Source organism: Clostridium sp. 10cd* (assembly GCF_044336395.1).
GTDB lineage: Bacteria > Bacillota_I > Bacilli_A > Erysipelotrichales > Erysipelotrichaceae > Clostridium_AQ > Clostridium_AQ innocuum.
Genome location: NZ_CP172347.1, coordinates 1,406,532 through 1,424,104, shown reverse-complemented (window position 1 = coordinate 1,424,104; position 17,573 = coordinate 1,406,532). Strand labels below are relative to the sequence as shown.

The window sequence follows — 17,573 nt, the reverse complement described above, 5'->3', positions numbered from 1 at the left end:
GACTGCGCACGCCTAGTAGGGCATCGCCAAGAGGGGCAGCACCGCGATGTAGCCGATGACCGACAGCGCGATTCGGATGCCGAGGCCGATGAGCGCGAACTTCGTGCAATCGGAGCGGTACGGCGCGTCCATGTTGCACAGGGACGCCAAGATTGCGCATCCCGCACCGCCGAGCAGGCCCGCGAAGAGGTAGCCCGCCTTCTGACCGCCCGTGAGGAACGTCTTGCGCGTCACGAGCACTTGGTCGTTCTGATTCTCCATGATTTGACTCCAATCGGACAAGGGGACCGGGGGTGCGCGTCAGCGCCCCGCCGGTCCCCATATGCAACCACCGTCAAGAAAGGAGACGGCCCGTCCATCGTAACACACTCAGCCCCGATATAACGCCTTGTTCTCCTCGTACCATCGACTGGCATCCTCGACGGTGCCCCCGCCCAAATGACCCACGACTTCGGCACCCTCGTATAAGCGGTCGGAGAAGAACGGGTAACACTCATCGCAGAAGGAGCGAAGGCCGCGCTCAATCCACGACGGATTGCAGGCGTTCACCCACAGCCCCTCCTCGCCCTCGATTGACACGAGGTAGTCGCGCCCGCCCCCCCCTCGTACTCGATGATGTCCCCGGCACTGTACATGTCCCTCAAACCCATGGATTGAACTCCTCTCCCGAGGCAACCACCTCTGTCGGTTTTCCACGCTTTCAATGGCCGGAGGGTTCCCAACCCGACCCGCAGGCTGTTGGAAGGGTGGGAAACCGACTCTGGCATATAATAGAGGCTCATGTCGGCGAATAGACGGAAAGGACCTAACATGGCAACGGTATCTGAAATCGACGGGAAGCTCGATGAGCTGAAACGGCAAGCCGCCGCACTCAAGGAGCAGCGGAAGGTAGCCGCCGCCAAGGAGCGCGAGCAGGCGAGGAAGTGGAAAGCCGCGACCCTCGCGGCAATCGGCGAAATCGTGCTCAAGACCCTCGGCGCGGATTGGACCGACATCGACCTCGAAGGGCTGCAAGGCTGGCTCGCCGACAACGCCGAGGACATCCGGCTCATGGCGGTCACCGACCCGCGCACGCCTGTGGAGGCGAAGGAGGCGCTTGACGCGTTCAAGCGCTCCTCGAAGCCGAAGCGCACAGGGAAACCCGATGCGGTCGAGGATGTGACCGAAATGCCGGAAACCATCGACATGGCCGAGGATGAGAAGCAGGCGGACTGGTAGGCCGCAAAAGGGAAAAACCCGCAGCGGATGGCAGATGCCTCCCCCTGCGGGTCTCCCGTCTCTGCTGCAACTCATCAAGCAGAAAGGACTGACTCGATGATACAACACCTCGGCGCTTTCAGCACCCACATTTCACATTCCCGACCGATTTGGCACTCGGCTACCCCTCGCGCGTGTCCCTATAAATAATTAAATGGGTGTGTGAAGGATACGTGGAGAGCGATATGGCATATTGCAAGTATTGTAGGATGCTATCTTACTACAAATGTGGTGGAAATATGGAACCGCCGCGTCATGTGCATCCCATCGCCGAATGGTGTATCCTCGGTATTGAGGTTTATTGCGGAACCGGACAACTTAGCTTTCTCAGCCCTCGTGGCGGGAAATATATAGAAATACCCCGTGGTGTCCGCAATCGCCACGGGGTATTGTCGTTTGGAGGCACTTACATGGAGGTCAGTTTCGATGCTGACGTGGCGGCGGAGCACGGCGTCCGCGCCGCAGTCGTGCTCAATCATATCGCGCACCTGATGCGGTTCCCCGACGGGTCGCAGGCCGGTCATTTCAATACATGCGGTCGCGCTTACGTGCATGTGTCGCCCGAGTACCTTTGGAAGATGTTCCCCTTCATGAGCCTCCGTCAGGCGACAGAGGCCTTGAGGGAGCTTCGCGAAGGCGGTCTCATCGCCGAGCGCGAATATGGCGGTCTCGACCCCGATTACCGCAACTGGTACACGTTGGCAGAGACGGGAAACGCCGTCGCATGACGGCTCCCATCAAGGCACCCGCAAGGAAGGAAAACATCTATGGCGGTTCTTCGTAAAGCACACAAGAGCAATTTCACGGTCATCGACAACCAAGTGTTCAAGAGCAACCTGTCACTCAAAGCGCGGGGACTCCTGAGCACCATGCTCTCGCTTCATGATAACTGGAATTTCAGCACGACAGGCTTAACCTCCATCCTTCCATCTGATGGGGAGAGCATCATCCGCTCCGCCATCAAGGAATTGGAGACAAATGGCTATCTCACGCGAGAGCGCATACGTGATGACAAGGGCAAAATCGTCGATTGGCTTTGGACTTTCTCGGATTACCCACAGGATGGAAACCCACATGTGGAAAATCAACATGTGGGTAAACCACAACTGGATAGCCCACATGTGGGAAACCAACGACAATTAAATACTAAAGAAGAAAATACTAAAGAAGAAAATACGAATGGAGAAAGTACCGATGGATATGCGACCGCCCCGGCGAAGGCTGCTCCCGAGAAGAAGGGCACCTATGGTCGGTATCGCAACGTCAAACTGACGGACACCGACCTCTCGAAGCTCAAGGCCGAGTTCCCCGCAGATTGGCAGGAGCGCATCGACCGCCTGAGCACGTACATGGACAGCTCCGGCAAGAGCTACAAGAACCACCTCGCCACCATCCGCAACTGGGCAAGGAGGGACGCCAAGCGCGAAGCGACCTCGCATAAACCCCTTGCATCGAATCCCGGTCGGCGCGAGATGACACCGGAGGAGGTCATGGAGAAACACGGGTGCGATTACTTCACCGCTCAGGAAATGCTCTGTGACGGGACGTACTGACATACGCCTCCGCGCGAACAGAATCGCGTACACAGCGTTTTAACGCCATCTTCCTCACCGAGGACTGATGTGCAATCTGATGGCCGTAAAACGGCTCTCAGCAATTCAGAAAAGAAAGGACTGACCAACAATGAAGAAATTTACCGAAACCATCGCCGATGATGATTACCGTAATTCAGATGGCCTGCTCGTGTGCGGAAGATGCGGAACGCCGAAGGAAATGCGCCTTTCCACGGAACTTCTCGGCGGACACACGGCAATCGTGCCGATTCCCTGCGAGTGCATGAAGCGTGCGGAGGCGGAGCGCCGTGAGCGCGAGCTTGCCGCAGAGCGGAAGCGCAAAATCGAGAGAGCGCGCACTGAGTGCTTCGCCGGATGCGCCTTCTTTCGTGGATGCACCTTCGATGCCGATGACGGCAGGACGCCCCAGATAGCTGCCATCTGCAAGGGCTATGCCGACACGTTCTCACGCGATGACATGAATGGGTTGCTCCTCTGGGGAAAGGTGGGCACAGGTAAGTCTTTCTATGCCTCGGCAATCGCCAACCGGGTCATCGACCTCGGGTTCTCCGCGTTGCAGACCAGCGTGCAGGACATCGTGACCCACATCGAGTCGGTGCCGTTCAACGAGCGCGAGAACGCGAAGTCGCGCCTCCTCAAGTATGACCTCCTCGTCATCGACGACTTGGGGGCGCACCGCAGCACCGATTACGTCATGGGGCATGTCTACGACATCATCGACTCGCGTTACAAGAACCGCAGGCCGATGGTCGTCACGACGAACCTCGACCCAAACATCGCTACGAAGTCCGATGCCGACGACGCCCCATGGCCGCGCATCTTCACGCGCATCTTGGAGCGCTGCGCACCAATCAAGTTCGCGGGCGAGAACCGCCGCGAATACAAGATGATGGAGATGCGTGAGGCCATGCGCAAGCGCCTCGGCCTGTGATATACTCGTAACCGCCTTGCGTGGATGGACGGGTCGCACCCCGAACCGCAGCTCCCCGTATCCCTTCCACTCCTCCCAGATTCCTTCCTCTGGGGCGAAGAGACCCCCGGTGCCTTCTCCACACCGGGGGTCTCTTTCTGTTTCCGCCATATTGATAGTCTGATTGCATGCTTCAATGCCATGAATGTGGTCTTATGGGGGTCTCTCGCATCCCAAGGCCTTCCCTCAAAAGTAGTAATCCGGTAGTAAAACCGACCCCTCGACCAGCCGCAATGCCCGTAAACTGGGCGTTCCCGGCGATTATGCGTTGATTTATGATAATCCTACACATGTTTTAACCAACAATCCACCATTTAAAGAACAGATTTCTAGATTGAATGACTACATGTATTTGACCAATAAGCAACCAGAAAATACATTTTCAAAGGATTTAAATCTTGCCCCGTATTCACGCGGATTTGGTGCATTTGGATTGCCTGGAGATTTATCAAGTCCGTCTCGATTTGTTCGTGTTGCCTTTACTCGATCCAATGCAACAAGCGACGAAAATGATTTGAGTCAGTTCTTTCATATCCTTGGATCAGTAGAGCAGCAAAAGGGACTTTGCGAGGTGAGTGAAGGTGAATATGAATATACCATCTATTCTTCTTGCTGCGACTTGTATAATGGAATATATTATTACACAACGTATAACGGACACCAAATTATAGGTGTGGATATGTTTAAGGAAGATTTAGATTCTGATAAAATCATATCTTATCCAATGATGGAAAAAGAAATAATCAGTTTTCAAAATTAGGTTGTATTCATTGTTTGAAGGTAATGGTTATATGCTATTATACGAGGGATTGTGTATGAAGTGTTTTAAGCAATTTACCAAAAACTCAAGAACGACTAAACAGTGCCCCATGTACTACCATAACTGAATATTTTAATATCTTAGCTCATATATTCTTCATGTTATGTGTGGGTTATTTTCTTGCTCTTTTTTCCGTATTGCCCAAAGGTATAGTCGGAATCTCCGTTTATATATTTCAGCCTTTGCGGAAAGAGAGCGAGATTAAGAACACATCTTCTTTTTAGCATATCATTAGAATACAGTTAATTGCTTTCACTTGTGAAGGTCATGACACAAAGGCTTATTCGTGCTCCTCTTTTTAAGAAAAATTGGAGAGCTCTTATCACACATATATTTCATCATGACACTTCACTTTGTCTATTTGGCCATTACATGGAGTTTTTAGATAATTGAGGAGAGAATACAATGATAATGGAAACTGAATGTTTAAAGCAAATAACTTAAATAAGATATGAAAAGTGTGCTGAAGTCGAAATTGCTGATGAATTAGCTACCTACGATTACAAGAAAAAAACACGAAAACTGCTTGAATATCTGAGATGCAATGGCGTTATGATTGCGTATAATAAAAAGGAAAGAAATTGAAAAACAGAAATCTGATTTTATATTGCTGATTTACCTTTTTAATCATCTTTTTTATAATGTCTTCTAAAAGTAAATTATTTTTTGATGGAACATTTTGCTTTTTTCTTTTGTTTTTCCTTTGAAAAAACTTTCCTTGTAAACAATATAATATTTATTGACGAAGCACTTTACTTTTATGGTGAGGTGTTTTTTTATTTTTAGTGTTTCATATATTACCACATCAAAAAGGAGGACCAAGAAGTATGGCACAAAGTTATGGATATGTAAGAGTTTCAAGTATAGATCAGAATGAGGAACGACAAATAGTTGAGTTAACACATAGAGACGTACTTCCTAGTAATATTTTCATAGATAAACAGTCTGGAAAAAGTTTTGAACGTCTGCAATACAAAAGACTTGTTAAAAAATTAAAATACGGCGATTTACTTTATATTCTGAGTATAGACCGTCTAGGCAGAAATTATCTGGATATACAGGAACAATGGAGAATTCTAACTAAAGAGAAAGGAATCGATATATGTGTGCTCGATATGCCCTTACTGGACACACGAAATGGAAAAGATTTGATGGGAACTTTCATTGCTGACCTTGTGTTGCAGATACTATCATTTGTAGCACAGAATGAGCGTGAAAATATAAGGAAAAGACAGGCTCAGGGTATTGCCGTTGCCAAAGCAAAAGGAATAAAATTTGGCAGACCAGAAATAGCATTACCAGATAATTTTGGAAAACTCGTTTCCGAATGGGAAAAGAAAAAACTTCCGATAGAGGAGGTGTTAAAAGTATGCGGTATAAGTAAAGCAACCTTTTATAGACGCTTAAAAGAATATAGGATGAAAAACGAAGTTTCATAAAGTAGACCTTTTGACACCTCCTCTCTTCATCTATATTAAAACAAATTTACAAATTTTACCAGTGTTTTTTTATCTTTAAATAAGAATATCGGCATACATAAATAATTTTTATAACTTATTTCAAAAAGTCTACTTATTGATAAATTTAAGGAGGGAAATTATGCGAAAATTGAAAATAAGTAAACTTTTTAGTATTTTTCTTACATGTATCCTATGCTTATCGTTTTTGCCAACTGATTTAATGGCAATGAACGATGCTGATACAGTTAAAAACGGCTATTATAACGAGTCTAATACTTGGGTTGAGGGTGAATTGGATCAAGCATTACCAGAAGGTATCCATTCCGTTAACAAAACAGCTGTCAAAAGTGAAAACGACGATAACACTTACGATATTACTTTGGAAGTCGTAACAGAACAAAATCTAAGCAAGCTCACGAAGAAATCTGCAACGATCCTCGTGATAGATACATCAGGAAGTATGGGAGATTATCAACGATTGATAAATGCAAAGAACACAGCCAAGGAGTTCGTTAAAAAGTATGCAGGAGATGAGCCGGATAGTGGACGTTATCTCGCTATCGTGAATTTTGCTACTAACACGAATATTATCTTAAATTGGACGGATGTTTCATCTGCAGATGGGAAAGCGTCTGCAGATAATGCTATAAATCAATTATATGCGGATGGCGGAACAAATCTACACGCAGGTATCAAACAGGCTAGCCAACTATTTGATGATACTGCGATTCAGGATATTGAGAGCAAGAATACGATCGTACTGACAGATGGTGCACCAACTTATTATTTGAAGAACTGTACCTCTGATATCAATTGTATCTTTTATACACATGTAACCATCTCCAACACCAGATATCATGTAGGTGGTGACGGAGATAAAGGAAGTGAAACGATCAACGACGCTACTGCTGCTGAAGCAAAAACACTCAAAGGCAAATCAACTGTCTATACGATCTGTTACGGTGCGAGTCGTGAAATGACCTATCAGGGAGGACCAACAGTCTCTGCATATTTAAAAAACAATATTGCCAGTGAAATGAAGAATGCTTATGATGCAGATGATTCTGATGATCTGGTGGATGCGTTTAAGGCGATTACAGAAACGATCACGAGCGGTCTTGACGGTAAAGGATTATCTGTATTCGATGGTTCTGCGCCATTCGTTTCAGTAAGTGGATTACCCGAATCGATCGTACAAGATGAAGAAGGTTTTACATGGAAGCTTGAGAATGCAGAAGAATCCACTGAGGGAAATAAAAAATATTATACGTATCGATTAACTTATAAAGTGACCTTGAATGCAGATGCTATTGATTTCGATGAAGGAAAATGGTATCCACTCAATGGAAAAACATATATCACACTGGCAGATGGGGAAAAAGTTTATTTTCCTATTCCGGCAGGACAAGGTGTCAAAACGCGTTATACTGTAACATATACAGATGGAGTAGAGGATGAAGAAGTGTTTGAAAATCAGATTACGACTGATCTGGTCTATGGAGCTGAAACGCCTTCCTTCAAAGGGACTCCGGAAAGAACCGGATATCTCTTTACCGGATGGACACCTGAAATCAGTGAGACCGTGAGCGCTTCTACGACATATGTAGCAACATGGAAGAAAAGGATGGAGCCATTAAACAAAGTCCCTGAAATCAACGCAGAAGATAAAACACTTACAGTAGGAGACACATTTGATCCAAAGAAGGATGTGACAGCTACTGACAAGGAAGATGGTGACCTTACAGCTAAGATCGAGATCGTCAAGAATACAGTAGACATGACAAAAGCCGGAACATATGAAGTTACATATAAAGTAACAGACAGTGAAGGAGCGTCCACAACGAAGACGATCACAGTCACTGTCAATCCAAAAATGGAAAAATTGAATGAAGTTCCGACTATTCAGGCAGAAGATAAAACACTTACAGTAGGAGACACATTTGATCCAAGGAAGGATGTGACAGCTACTGACAAGGAAGATGGCGACCTTACAGCTAAGATCGAGATCGTCAAGAATACAGTAGACATGACAAAAGCCGGAACATATGAAGTTACATATAAAGTAACAGACAGTGAAGGAGCGTCCACAACGAAGACGATCACAGTCACTGTCAATCCAAAAATGGAAAAATTGAATGAAGTTCCGACTATTCAGGCAGAAGATAAAACACTTACAGTAGGAGACACATTTGATCCAAGGAAGGATGTGACAGCTACTGACAAGGAAGATGGCGACCTTACAGCTAAGATCGAGATCGTCAAGAATACAGTAGACATGACAAAAGCCGGAACATATGAAGTTACATATAAAGTAACAGACAGTGAAGGAGCGTCCACAACGAAGACGATCACAGTCACTGTCAATCCAAAAATGGAAAAATTGAATGAAGTTCCGACTATTCAGGCAGAAGATAAAACACTTACAGTAGGAGACACATTTGATCCAAAGAAGGATGTGACAGCTACTGACAAGGAAGATGGCGACCTTACAGCTAAGATCGAGATCGTCAAGAATACAGTAGACATGACAAAAGCCGGAACATATGAAGTTACATATAAAGTAACAGACAGTGAAGGAGCGTCCACAACGAAGACGATCACAGTCACTGTCAATCCAAAAATGGAAAAATTGAATGAAGTTCCGACTATTCAGGCAGAAGATAAAACACTTACAGTAGGAGACACATTTGATCCAAGGAAGGATGTGACAGCTACTGACAAGGAAGATGGCGACCTTACAGCTAAGATCGAGATCGTCAAGAATACAGTAGACATGACAAAAGCCGGAACATATGAAGTTACATATAAAGTAACAGACAGTGAAGGAGCGTCCACAACGAAGACGATAACGATCACCGTAAAGGATAAAAAATCCAAAGTAGATATAAATAAACCGGATACGGATGAGCAGTACAAAGATACAGGTAGTGTAGAAACAGGAGATCGAACCAATATAAGCTTCTATACCTCTCTGTTCGAAATGAGTGTAGTATGTATCGCTATCCTGGCGGTATGGAAGAAAAAGAAAGCATTGAGAGATCGATAGACTATGAAATAAGGAGAGATGCAGCAAGTGATTCTTGCAGAGCAGGAATATTCCTTTTAAATCCATTCAGATTTGATTGAACGTGGTGATTTTCATGAATTTAAATGAAAAGTGATACCCGCTTTATCAATGATCTGAGGTGTTGTAACTAGGAATAGGTGATTACTGATTCAACAAACAGTCTCGAATCTCAAAAAGGAACCGTAATATTTGGATAAAACAATCCTCGTATTACGGTCTTTTTAGTATAATGATATTTAATAAATATCGCTTGTTGAAACAGCAATGATCTATACTGAACTATTAGGAATGTGAAGAATTATGTGTAAGTAAAAATCGACAGGTATAGATAGTAGATGACGAATCTTGTCTAATCATCATTTGTTTATGTATTATCAGTATGCCCAACTCATCAAGGGTTATACTGATTTTTCGTATAATAAAAGCAGGAAGAAAAACAACCTGCTTAATTAGAATTGAATAACCCATATGAAATAGAAAGAATAATTTCTGTAGGAAAGAGAATCAACTATAAATTTGATATTCATGATAGAAAGCCAGGGTGTATAATTATTCCTGGCTTTATCTTTTTGTTGCATACAAACAGAATAAAGTCGATAGAGAAGAAATGACGTGCTTGCTTTATAAACCTTTGAGTTAGTAATAAAAAACATCATTCTTCCTATTCTTGTTTATGAATAAGCTTATATCTAAAACGACGATCGTTTATGATTCAGTCAGTATGTACAACGAAACTATATGGAACAAGATACAGGAAGTAAACTCTATGATATTAGTGAGGAGGAACTAGTGATGGAAGGACCTATAATTAGTATTGATGTATCCAATGGAAACAGTCACTATATTCTTTTTGAGAAGAATAATAAGAAAGTTGGATGAGTACATAAAATCAACCATGATGTTGAAGGATTCGCTCGTTTAAAAACAGATATTAAAATGCTTTCTGATAAAGTTGGCGAGAAAGTCTGTGTGGTTTATGAAGCTACAGGTATATACACACATCCACTTCAAAGATTTCTTGAAAAAATGATATCAAACAATATATCATTTCGCCGCTAGAATCTGCCAGAAAACGAAAAGAATGTATCCATTCTAAAAAAACTCAAGCTTGATCCGATAGCCATTTCTAAAGTCTACTATGATCGCCAAGAGAATGAGGTCGAAGATGATAAATTCCACCGTATGAAGCAGTTAAACCGCTTGTACGAGGACAAAATCAATCATCTAAGGAAATATAAAGTGACCTTTCAAAACAGTCTGAGTATATGTTTTCCGGGCTTCCTTGATTTATTCAATGATGGATACAGTGGACTTGCGATGGTTATTTTGAAAAAATATCCACACCCTGATTTGATAAAAAATAAGCAGCGGGAAACGATTGCCAGATATATTGAAAAACATACATGTCATAAAAAAGTTGTTTCCATGAGATATGCCGTTAAGATCATTGATTTTGCGAATGAAACATACCCTGGATGCGATTATGATAATATTGAAGTCAAGATATTACAGGACCTGTTAGAGAAAGTTGAGATGATCAGAAACGATGCGGATGAAACCCTACGGAAAATAATTCAGATAGCGGAAACGATAAATGAATATTATCTTATTTTAAGCATAGATGGAATCGGTCCTAACCTGGCATCTAGAATATTGGCAGAAATAGGTGATATAAAGCGGTTTAAGACACGGGAAGCATTGATAGCTTATCTTGGCTTAGATCCAAATATCAGTCAATCAGGACAACTGGATGGTGATCATTTATCTATCTCAAAGAAGGGAAACAAGCAATTACGATGTCTACTGTATTTAGCGGTCACATGTAATATAAGGTTAAAGAAAGTAAATCCCATCAATCAGTTTTATCAAAAGAAAAGGCAGCAATTGAACAATTCAAAAGCCGCCAAGGTTGCATGTACCGCTAAACTAGCTAAAATCATTTACGGTATGTGCAAGAACAACACTATCTTTCAAAGATAGCCTATTTATATTATACATATTTTTCAAAAAAATGGAAGATTCCATCTTTTTGTCGTAGACAAGTGATCTACTGATAATGAAGTGATATTTTCTGAAATTTAGGCTTGATTTCTATTATCTAATTTTTATATGCCTTTATCATTACTCATTATGCTTCTACTGCTTCCATAATGGCAAGTTGATTTTGAATCATATCCCAGTTTCGACATCTCTGTGTCCATTTGCTGCTGAGGTTCTGAATAGCCAAGTAAAGCATCTTTCTCAAACTGTCATCATTTGGGAAAACGGTCTTTGTTTTCGTGACTTTTCTGAACTGTCTGTTCAATCCTTCAATCACATTTGTCGTGTAAATGATTTTGCGGATTTCAACTGGATAATCAAAGTATGTGCTTAGTATATCCCAATTCTCTTCCCAGCTACGTACTGCGGTTGGATATTGCTTACCCCATTTATCCTTGAAAATTGCTAACTGATTCAATGCTTGTTCCTCTGTATTTGCTTGGTAAACAGTTTTTAAATCCCTCAGGCGCTGCCCGCCCTTGGCGTGAACTCCTTGATATGCTTATAACTCACGAAGCGTGTGCTGTTGCGAATTTGATGGATAATATAACGCTGAATACGTGCCTTTGGATAGACAGCTCCTATGGCTTCTCTGAAGCCTGTAAGACCATCTACGCAGAATAAGGAAACATCCTTAATCCCTCTGCTTTTCAAATCATTCAGCACTCCCATCCAGTATTTCGCAGATTCACTGGCTCCTACCCATAATCCTAAAACTTCCTTCATTCCTTCGTTATTGATGCCCAAAACAACGTATGCAGCCTTAGCCACGACCTGATGATCTTCTCTGATTTTATAATGGATCGCATCCATAAATATGAATGGATAGAAGGCTTCTAAGGGTCTGTTTTGCCATTCTGTTACTTCGGGCAGAATGCGCTCGCTGATCTTGCTTACCAGTCCTTCTGAAATCTCTACATCGTACAGTCCTTTGATCTGGTCTCTGATATCTCTTGTGGACATTCCAGTAGCATACAAGGAAAGGATGCGTTTCTCAATGCCATCGGCATTTCTCTGATATTTTCCAATAATCTGAGGTTCAAATTCACCGTTACGATCACGTGGTACATTCACATCCACTTCACCTAACTGTGTTTTCATCGTGCGTTTTACAGATCCGTTGCGATAGTTTTTCTTGCCTTCACATGTCGTTCTTTCTGCACGATCATAGCCTAAATGCTGATCCATTTCAGCCTGTAAGGTCTGTTCTAAAACATCCGCAAACATGCCTTTCATGCACTCCATAATGTCCTGTGTTGATGTAAACTTTTGTTCATTCACAAGGTCCTTGATCTGCTTTGTCGAAATAAAAGATGTATTCATAGTATTTTTCCTCCTGTAAGTATGTTTCGTATCTACATTCTTACCCGCTTTTTACTATTTACAAATCATTGCTATATTCCTGAACTATCAAAAAGTACACCTTTTTCAAAAAGCATAAATACGCAGAATTGTCACCTGTTGCATCACCAACAGCTTTTTTTACTTTACCTTTTACTTTGTCTGTAAATCCTTTGTCTGACATTTGGCTCACCTCCTTTTGATTTCTACACCTGTAATTATAACTCGCTGTTTACCGTATACTATATTGCATTTGGCCCGATTATTACATTAAAAACGCGTTTTATACAATGCTTGAAACCATATGAATATTGATAACACTATTTTTAGATATTCACATACTACAGGAATTATTTCTCCATATTGTCTGATTCAAAAGGAAGATCTTCTATCGGTTCCCAGGATTCTCCAAAGTCAACTTCCTTGAATAAAGCAGCCAACCCAGTAATCTGTTTCAAACGTAATATCTCATCTCGATCCATTCCAAGATGTTTTGCGATCCATGTATCTGAGCGTCCGAATTCATGCAGTTCTTTGACGATATTGCTCATTAAATCTACATCATGACTACCTCTTGCACGGTTATGACGGATGGTGCTCGCCATTCTCTGATCTAATGGTTTATCGATCACAGAAACAGGCAATAGACCCTGTTCCCGCTCATAGATATCTGGATATTCTTTCATGATCCGGTATCTATGAAAGCCATCCACTATGATATACTCATCGTTTGGTTTATCATAATAACATACAATCGGCATCGTATAGCCGTCTGCTTTGATACTGTCATAGAGAAGTTTCATTTCCGGTGGTGCTACTGCATTGGGGTTGTAATCATTGGGATGAATCTTTTCAACAGGTACGGCTCGTATGTCATATACGGGACTTTTTGTCATCGTTTAGTTCCTCCACACTTCTATATTTATCTTTTAAGTAATCTAACTTTTTTTGCTGTTCACGTGTCAAACCAAATCCCATGAAACGGCAGATATGATCGTTTTTTAAAATGCAGAAACACATCCGTTTCCAGCTTGGTATATCCTTTGTAGACTTGATATCATCTGTATGATCTGGAATCTTATCCAGAAAAATAATGCGTGAATTTTTAAAAATCGTATAGTTGGATATGCCGTTTCTCTTGATATGGTATCCATGTTCTATCAGTTCTTGAATGGTCTCTTCCTCTAATCCGCCGCCAACAGTATGCCAGAACTTTAGAGATTTATTAAACTTATCGACATAATTTTTCTGCAGGCGCTTTGGCAGCGTTGCCAGCAAAAATTTGGTATAGGATTGCCACGTATGACCCTCGGGAAGCGTGATGTTACGGTATCCCATAGCTCTTGTTTTTGAATAGATAGAAGTAAAATTTGCGCCCCGCACACGCCCAAGCAGCTTTGTCCATATCTGGTGATCGATGATCCGATAAAGATTCAGCGAATCCTTGGCATAATCTTGAAAAGGGGAGGCTACGCGCATCTGTGAAACCGTCAGGCCCGCCTTGTAAAATAAATCATATAATTTATTATATGGATAATCAAAGCGATAGTAGGCATGCCAGATATCATTGACCGACCAGTCATACAAAGGGGATACAGTCCAGACATCTTTAAACTGATGGGTAATCCAGCATTGTCCTTTGTAGCCGTATTTCTTATTAAGAAAACCGCTGTAGCGCTGTAAGGATTCATCGGCACGGATTCCCAGAAGACAGATCGTTTTCTTATTGTTATGGGACATACGATACCATCTGCCAAATTGTTTTGCAAGGTCTTCCTGGTGCATCTTATAGTGATAGGTCGTCATGGGATTATGTCTCAAATTGAACACATAATCATGTTCCGGCATCGGACGTACCCAGCTGTCTACCTTTTTATCATCCCAAGGGTACCAGTACATTTCATAGCTGCTCAGTGCCGTACGTGTAGCCATAGGAAGGCAGATCCAATACAATTCTACATGAGCGCGATTCTCCAGCATCTGAAAGGTTTCCTCTACGTATCTTGTCGTGGCTGAATACTGGGCTTCAAAATCCTGATGGAATACTCCGATCGTTTTATCCGGATAGTTCCGATCCCGAAAATCAAGCAGAAGATACAGCAGCAGTCCACTGTCTTTTCCGCCGGAAAAAGAAATATAAATGGAATCGAATTCCTGGAAAATAAAATGAAATCTTTCCAATAAGGCTTCATATACATTCAAATCCAGATATCTTTTTATCATAATATGTACTGCATGTTCTTTCTGCAAGACAGCAGAATGCAAGTTCACCCCTTCCTTTATAAAAAGTTTTCCCGTTTCCTGATACTGTGTCAAAGAAACTGCTGTTAGGATTATTCTAAGATATAAAACCAAAATATCCAATATCACGACAATATTTTCACAAAAAAAGGTCGTTTTATACTACTGTTTTAATCAAATATACATAAAAAAAACATATCATGATATATTTGAAAAGAAATATCGGCAAAACTGCGTTCTTTTTCTTTATAATAGCGGTACATCAAAATGGATGAAAAGGGCATGTATAAGTATGGTAGGATTCTGTAGATTCTGCATCTCTAAATAAAATATTTGATAAATGTATAAAAGGCCAATTTAATTGTATAATTGATGCGTTTTTAATATTATTTATCAATTAAATGTGTTTTATCGTTTAATTATGCTATTTTATACTTAAGTAAATTTCGTCTTTTTATTGTGATTTGCGGGATTTGACCTCATATGACAGAAACCGCCAATATAGAGGAGGATTGAGTTTGATGAAACTTACAGGAAAAGAATTGCAGAATATAAAAGCGCTCCATGTGACAACGAAAATACCAGTGCATATCTATGATCTTTGTTTTAAACTGCTCAAAGTGTACAGTTCCGGGAAGCGGTATGAGATTCCTTATGATTTCTCCCGGATTCATTCTGAAAACGCGCACTGCAGAGATCTTATCTGGTATGAGTACGGATGGCTGAAAGAAATCTTGATATTTGTACGGCATAAGGATGTCATTATCATGCTTGGCCCGTTTCTGACAAATCAAATAGAACCAGAAGAAATCGAGAAACTTGTAGAAGGAGATAAAATGAAATCGCAGCTCTCTGTCACAGGGAAGGAGTGGTTTTCTTACTATGAAAATCTATCGATCTACGCATTAGGAGATATTCGTGATTTCATCATACTGCTGGGGGCAATCTTAAAAATCGACCTGGAAGAAATTTATTCCAGAAGGCTTCATGTAGAAGTTTATCGGAATGAATTGGAATTAAAAAGTCAGGCATTAAAGAGACCTTTTTTTCAGAATTTTGAATCCGAGCAATATGCCTTCTATTATGAAAATAAAATACTAGAACTTGTTGCAAAAGGAGACCTGGATACTTTGAAACAGGGGGTTGCCAAAATCGGATGCAGCGTGATCCCCACCTGGCATAATGATTCTGTACGCACAGAAAAAAACTATACCATTGTTATTCTGGAAAAACTGTCTTCCCTTGCTCTTCATATGGGAAAGGATGTACTGGAAACGATCCGGTTACGAGAATTTTACATAAAGAAACTGGAACAGAAAGAAAAACTGGTGGATGTCCTGGCGGTAAGGGATAGTGCGATTATCCATTTCACAAAAGAACTGCACAATCTGGCAAACAGTGCTTATTCACCTTTCATACTGTCTGTGATACAGTATATTAACCTAAAGATTTACGGACCATATAAAACATCTGATGTGGCAAAGCATTTTTTTTCTTTCAGAAAGTGCGTTACGGCGGCACTTTAAAAGAGAGGTACATATGAGCATCACAGAATATGCCAATCAACGAAAGATAGCCATTTCAAAGATTTTTTTAGCCACGGGGATGCCGATTGCAGAATGTTCAAAACGTTTAGGTTTTTTTGACAGTTCGCATTTCTATAGGAACTTTAAAAAATATGAGGGAATTACACCAAAGCAATTCTTAAATAGAACAACCCAAAGAGATTTTGATGAAAATTTTCTTCTGGACAAAGAACTCTATTGACCTTAGCTGATAAAACATACAAAAAGAACTGTGAAAAATGGTGCGGATAAAGCATCACTTTTCACAGTTCTTTTCTTTCATAGCTGGATGGAAGCGTCTTCCGCTTACGAATATCTTTGATTGCCAACAGAGAAGATCGTATGAATACGGAGATTTTAGAAATATAACAAATAAGAATAATGTATAAAAACATCACATCTTTGTATAAAACAATCTTATTTTATTACAGTATAGAATATCAATAGACTTCTATTATAAATGCGTATATTCTGTTTATGAACCAGCAGGATAGTACCCTTATGTGAGAAAGGAAATGGATATTCGGTCATGCGCAAAGATAAGAATGTGACTATATACTGAATTTAATATTTATCAAAAAGCATCATGTGCTGATTTAGGTGGATAACGCATAAATTGCTGTGCCGTTTGCAATTCGTGAATTATAAAAGATCTTCGTTATCTAAAAAAGCAGCACTAGTCAAGGTTTCTATGGATGATATTGTTATGCTGTTTCTTGAAAAGGATAAGTCCATATTCTGGTACAGTCATACTATAAACCTGATTTATCCAGAATTTAAAAAGGAGGGGGTGATGTATGCATTTAAAAATATCGACCGATTATGCAGTACGAATCGTTCTCTATCTTGCGAAAAAAAGGCAGCTTGTTCAGTCAAAGGAATTATCGGAACAGCTGCATATTCCACAGGGCTATGTTTTAAAAGTTGCCAGTATCTTGAAAGAAGCACAGATCCTGGAAGCGGTTACTGGTATCGATGGCGGTTTTCGACTCGTAAAGCATCCAAGAGACATCCCCATCTATGATGTGATTCGAGCAATGGAGACGACCATGCAGATCAACCGGTGCCTTGAAAAAGACCGTTACTGCAGTCGAGATGCCGGTTCCTTTTGCCAGGTCCGTCATTTTTATGAAAAGATACAGTCGTATCTGGATCACATGCTGCTATCAACAAGCATACAGGAGCTTCTAGAAATGGAATGAAGGTAAATATGAGGGTACCAAGCTGGTTCTAATTAT

14 protein-coding genes and 2 pseudogenes are annotated in these 17,573 nt (G+C 41.7%); 11 read left to right on the top strand and 5 right to left on the bottom strand.

Annotated features, from left to right (window positions below):
* Positions 1-12: 12 nt before the first annotated feature.
* The gene (locus ACG3M1_RS06995) at positions 13-261 is read right to left on the bottom strand and encodes a hypothetical protein (RefSeq protein WP_227402190.1); all 249 of its coding nucleotides are present in this window, start codon (positions 259-261) and stop codon (positions 13-15) included.
* Positions 262-810: 549 nt separating this feature from the next.
* On the opposite strand from ACG3M1_RS06995, the gene ACG3M1_RS06990 reads away from it, so the two are divergent.
* The 8 genes and pseudogenes from ACG3M1_RS06990 to ACG3M1_RS06955 all read left to right on the top strand — a co-directional run bounded on the left by ACG3M1_RS06990 (position 811) and on the right by ACG3M1_RS06955 (position 11,128).
* A complete protein-coding gene (locus ACG3M1_RS06990; protein ID WP_395814735.1) occupies positions 811-1,218 on the top strand; it encodes a hypothetical protein in 408 nt (135 codons plus the stop codon).
* Positions 1,219-1,667: 449 nt separating this feature from the next.
* Entirely contained in the window at positions 1,668-1,985 is a 318-nt protein-coding gene (locus ACG3M1_RS06985) for a hypothetical protein (protein ID WP_227402193.1), read from the top strand.
* A 39-nt stretch (positions 1,986-2,024) separates the two neighbouring features.
* Positions 2,025-2,810 (top strand): helix-turn-helix domain-containing protein, encoded by a 786-nt coding sequence (locus tag ACG3M1_RS06980; protein WP_395814733.1) that lies wholly within the window; start codon positions 2,025-2,027, stop codon positions 2,808-2,810.
* A 130-nt stretch (positions 2,811-2,940) separates the two neighbouring features.
* Positions 2,941-3,762 carry an ATP-binding protein gene (locus tag ACG3M1_RS06975; RefSeq protein WP_257322128.1) on the top strand — a complete coding sequence of 274 codons (822 nt, stop codon included), beginning with the start codon at positions 2,941-2,943 and terminating at the stop codon, positions 3,760-3,762.
* A 310-nt stretch (positions 3,763-4,072) separates the two neighbouring features.
* Positions 4,073-4,561, top strand: a pseudogene (locus ACG3M1_RS06970) (linear amide C-N hydrolase); the annotation flags it as partial.
* An 887-nt stretch (positions 4,562-5,448) separates the two neighbouring features.
* Positions 5,449-6,060, top strand: a complete 612-nt coding sequence (locus ACG3M1_RS06965) for a recombinase family protein (protein WP_009271154.1) — start codon at positions 5,449-5,451, stop codon at positions 6,058-6,060.
* A 160-nt stretch (positions 6,061-6,220) separates the two neighbouring features.
* Positions 6,221-9,127, top strand: coding sequence for an immunoglobulin-like domain-containing protein (locus ACG3M1_RS06960; protein WP_395815062.1), 2,907 nt, complete (start codon positions 6,221-6,223; stop codon positions 9,125-9,127).
* Positions 9,128-10,330: 1,203 nt separating this feature from the next.
* A complete protein-coding gene (locus ACG3M1_RS06955; protein ID WP_040012749.1) occupies positions 10,331-11,128 on the top strand; it encodes an IS110 family transposase in 798 nt (265 codons plus the stop codon).
* 148 nt (positions 11,129-11,276) lie between these two features.
* On the opposite strand, the pseudogene ACG3M1_RS06950 reads toward ACG3M1_RS06955, so the two are convergent.
* The 4 genes and pseudogenes from ACG3M1_RS06950 to ACG3M1_RS06935 all read right to left on the bottom strand — a co-directional run bounded on the left by ACG3M1_RS06950 (position 11,277) and on the right by ACG3M1_RS06935 (position 14,752).
* Positions 11,277-12,511, bottom strand: a pseudogene (locus tag ACG3M1_RS06950) (IS256 family transposase).
* Between the two features lie 58 nt (positions 12,512-12,569).
* The gene (locus tag ACG3M1_RS06945; RefSeq protein WP_165859564.1) at positions 12,570-12,713 is read right to left on the bottom strand and encodes a hypothetical protein; all 144 of its coding nucleotides are present in this window, start codon (positions 12,711-12,713) and stop codon (positions 12,570-12,572) included.
* A gap of 166 nt (positions 12,714-12,879) precedes the next feature.
* Entirely contained in the window at positions 12,880-13,425 is a 546-nt protein-coding gene (locus tag ACG3M1_RS06940; RefSeq protein ID WP_002610678.1) for an IbrB-like domain-containing protein, read from the bottom strand.
* Positions 13,403-14,752 carry a phosphoadenosine phosphosulfate reductase gene (locus ACG3M1_RS06935; RefSeq protein ID WP_009271156.1) on the bottom strand — a complete coding sequence of 450 codons (1,350 nt, stop codon included), beginning with the start codon at positions 14,750-14,752 and terminating at the stop codon, positions 13,403-13,405. The genes ACG3M1_RS06940 and ACG3M1_RS06935 overlap by 23 nt, the downstream gene beginning before the upstream one ends.
* Before the next feature lie 539 nt (positions 14,753-15,291).
* Between ACG3M1_RS06935 and ACG3M1_RS06930 the strand changes: the two genes are divergently transcribed.
* From ACG3M1_RS06930 to ACG3M1_RS06920, 3 genes are all read left to right on the top strand, one after another.
* Complete coding sequence (locus ACG3M1_RS06930; RefSeq protein WP_233105113.1) at positions 15,292-16,296, top strand: YSIRK-targeted surface antigen transcriptional regulator; 1,005 nt, start codon at positions 15,292-15,294, stop codon at positions 16,294-16,296.
* Positions 16,297-16,309: 13 nt separating this feature from the next.
* Positions 16,310-16,537: a helix-turn-helix domain-containing protein gene (locus ACG3M1_RS06925; protein WP_233105110.1), complete on the top strand. Its 228-nt coding sequence runs from the start codon at positions 16,310-16,312 to the stop codon at positions 16,535-16,537.
* A 595-nt stretch (positions 16,538-17,132) separates the two neighbouring features.
* On the top strand, positions 17,133-17,537 hold the full coding sequence (locus tag ACG3M1_RS06920; protein ID WP_002610684.1) for an RrF2 family transcriptional regulator: 405 nt from the start codon (positions 17,133-17,135) through the stop codon (positions 17,535-17,537).
* The last annotated feature ends 36 nt before the right edge of the window (positions 17,538-17,573 follow it).

Excerpts from the sequence above, each read along its gene's own strand:
- ACG3M1_RS06995 (WP_227402190.1), bottom strand. The coding sequence starts at position 261 with ATGGAGAATCAGAACGACCAAGTGCTCGTGACGCGCAAGACGTTCCTC.
- ACG3M1_RS06990 (WP_395814735.1), top strand. The coding sequence starts at position 811 with ATGGCAACGGTATCTGAAATCGACGGGAAGCTCGATGAGCTGAAACGG.
- ACG3M1_RS06985 (WP_227402193.1), top strand. The coding sequence starts at position 1,668 with ATGGAGGTCAGTTTCGATGCTGACGTGGCGGCGGAGCACGGCGTCCGC.
- ACG3M1_RS06980 (WP_395814733.1), top strand. The coding sequence starts at position 2,025 with ATGGCGGTTCTTCGTAAAGCACACAAGAGCAATTTCACGGTCATCGAC.
- ACG3M1_RS06975 (WP_257322128.1), top strand. The coding sequence starts at position 2,941 with ATGAAGAAATTTACCGAAACCATCGCCGATGATGATTACCGTAATTCA.
- ACG3M1_RS06965 (WP_009271154.1), top strand. The coding sequence starts at position 5,449 with ATGGCACAAAGTTATGGATATGTAAGAGTTTCAAGTATAGATCAGAAT.
- ACG3M1_RS06960 (WP_395815062.1), top strand. The coding sequence starts at position 6,221 with ATGCGAAAATTGAAAATAAGTAAACTTTTTAGTATTTTTCTTACATGT.
- ACG3M1_RS06955 (WP_040012749.1), top strand. The coding sequence starts at position 10,331 with ATGAAGCAGTTAAACCGCTTGTACGAGGACAAAATCAATCATCTAAGG.
- ACG3M1_RS06945 (WP_165859564.1), bottom strand. The coding sequence starts at position 12,713 with ATGTCAGACAAAGGATTTACAGACAAAGTAAAAGGTAAAGTAAAAAAA.
- ACG3M1_RS06940 (WP_002610678.1), bottom strand. The coding sequence starts at position 13,425 with ATGACAAAAAGTCCCGTATATGACATACGAGCCGTACCTGTTGAAAAG.
- ACG3M1_RS06935 (WP_009271156.1), bottom strand. The coding sequence starts at position 14,752 with ATGATAAAAAGATATCTGGATTTGAATGTATATGAAGCCTTATTGGAA.
- ACG3M1_RS06930 (WP_233105113.1), top strand. The coding sequence starts at position 15,292 with ATGAAACTTACAGGAAAAGAATTGCAGAATATAAAAGCGCTCCATGTG.
- ACG3M1_RS06925 (WP_233105110.1), top strand. The coding sequence starts at position 16,310 with ATGAGCATCACAGAATATGCCAATCAACGAAAGATAGCCATTTCAAAG.
- ACG3M1_RS06920 (WP_002610684.1), top strand. The coding sequence starts at position 17,133 with ATGCATTTAAAAATATCGACCGATTATGCAGTACGAATCGTTCTCTAT.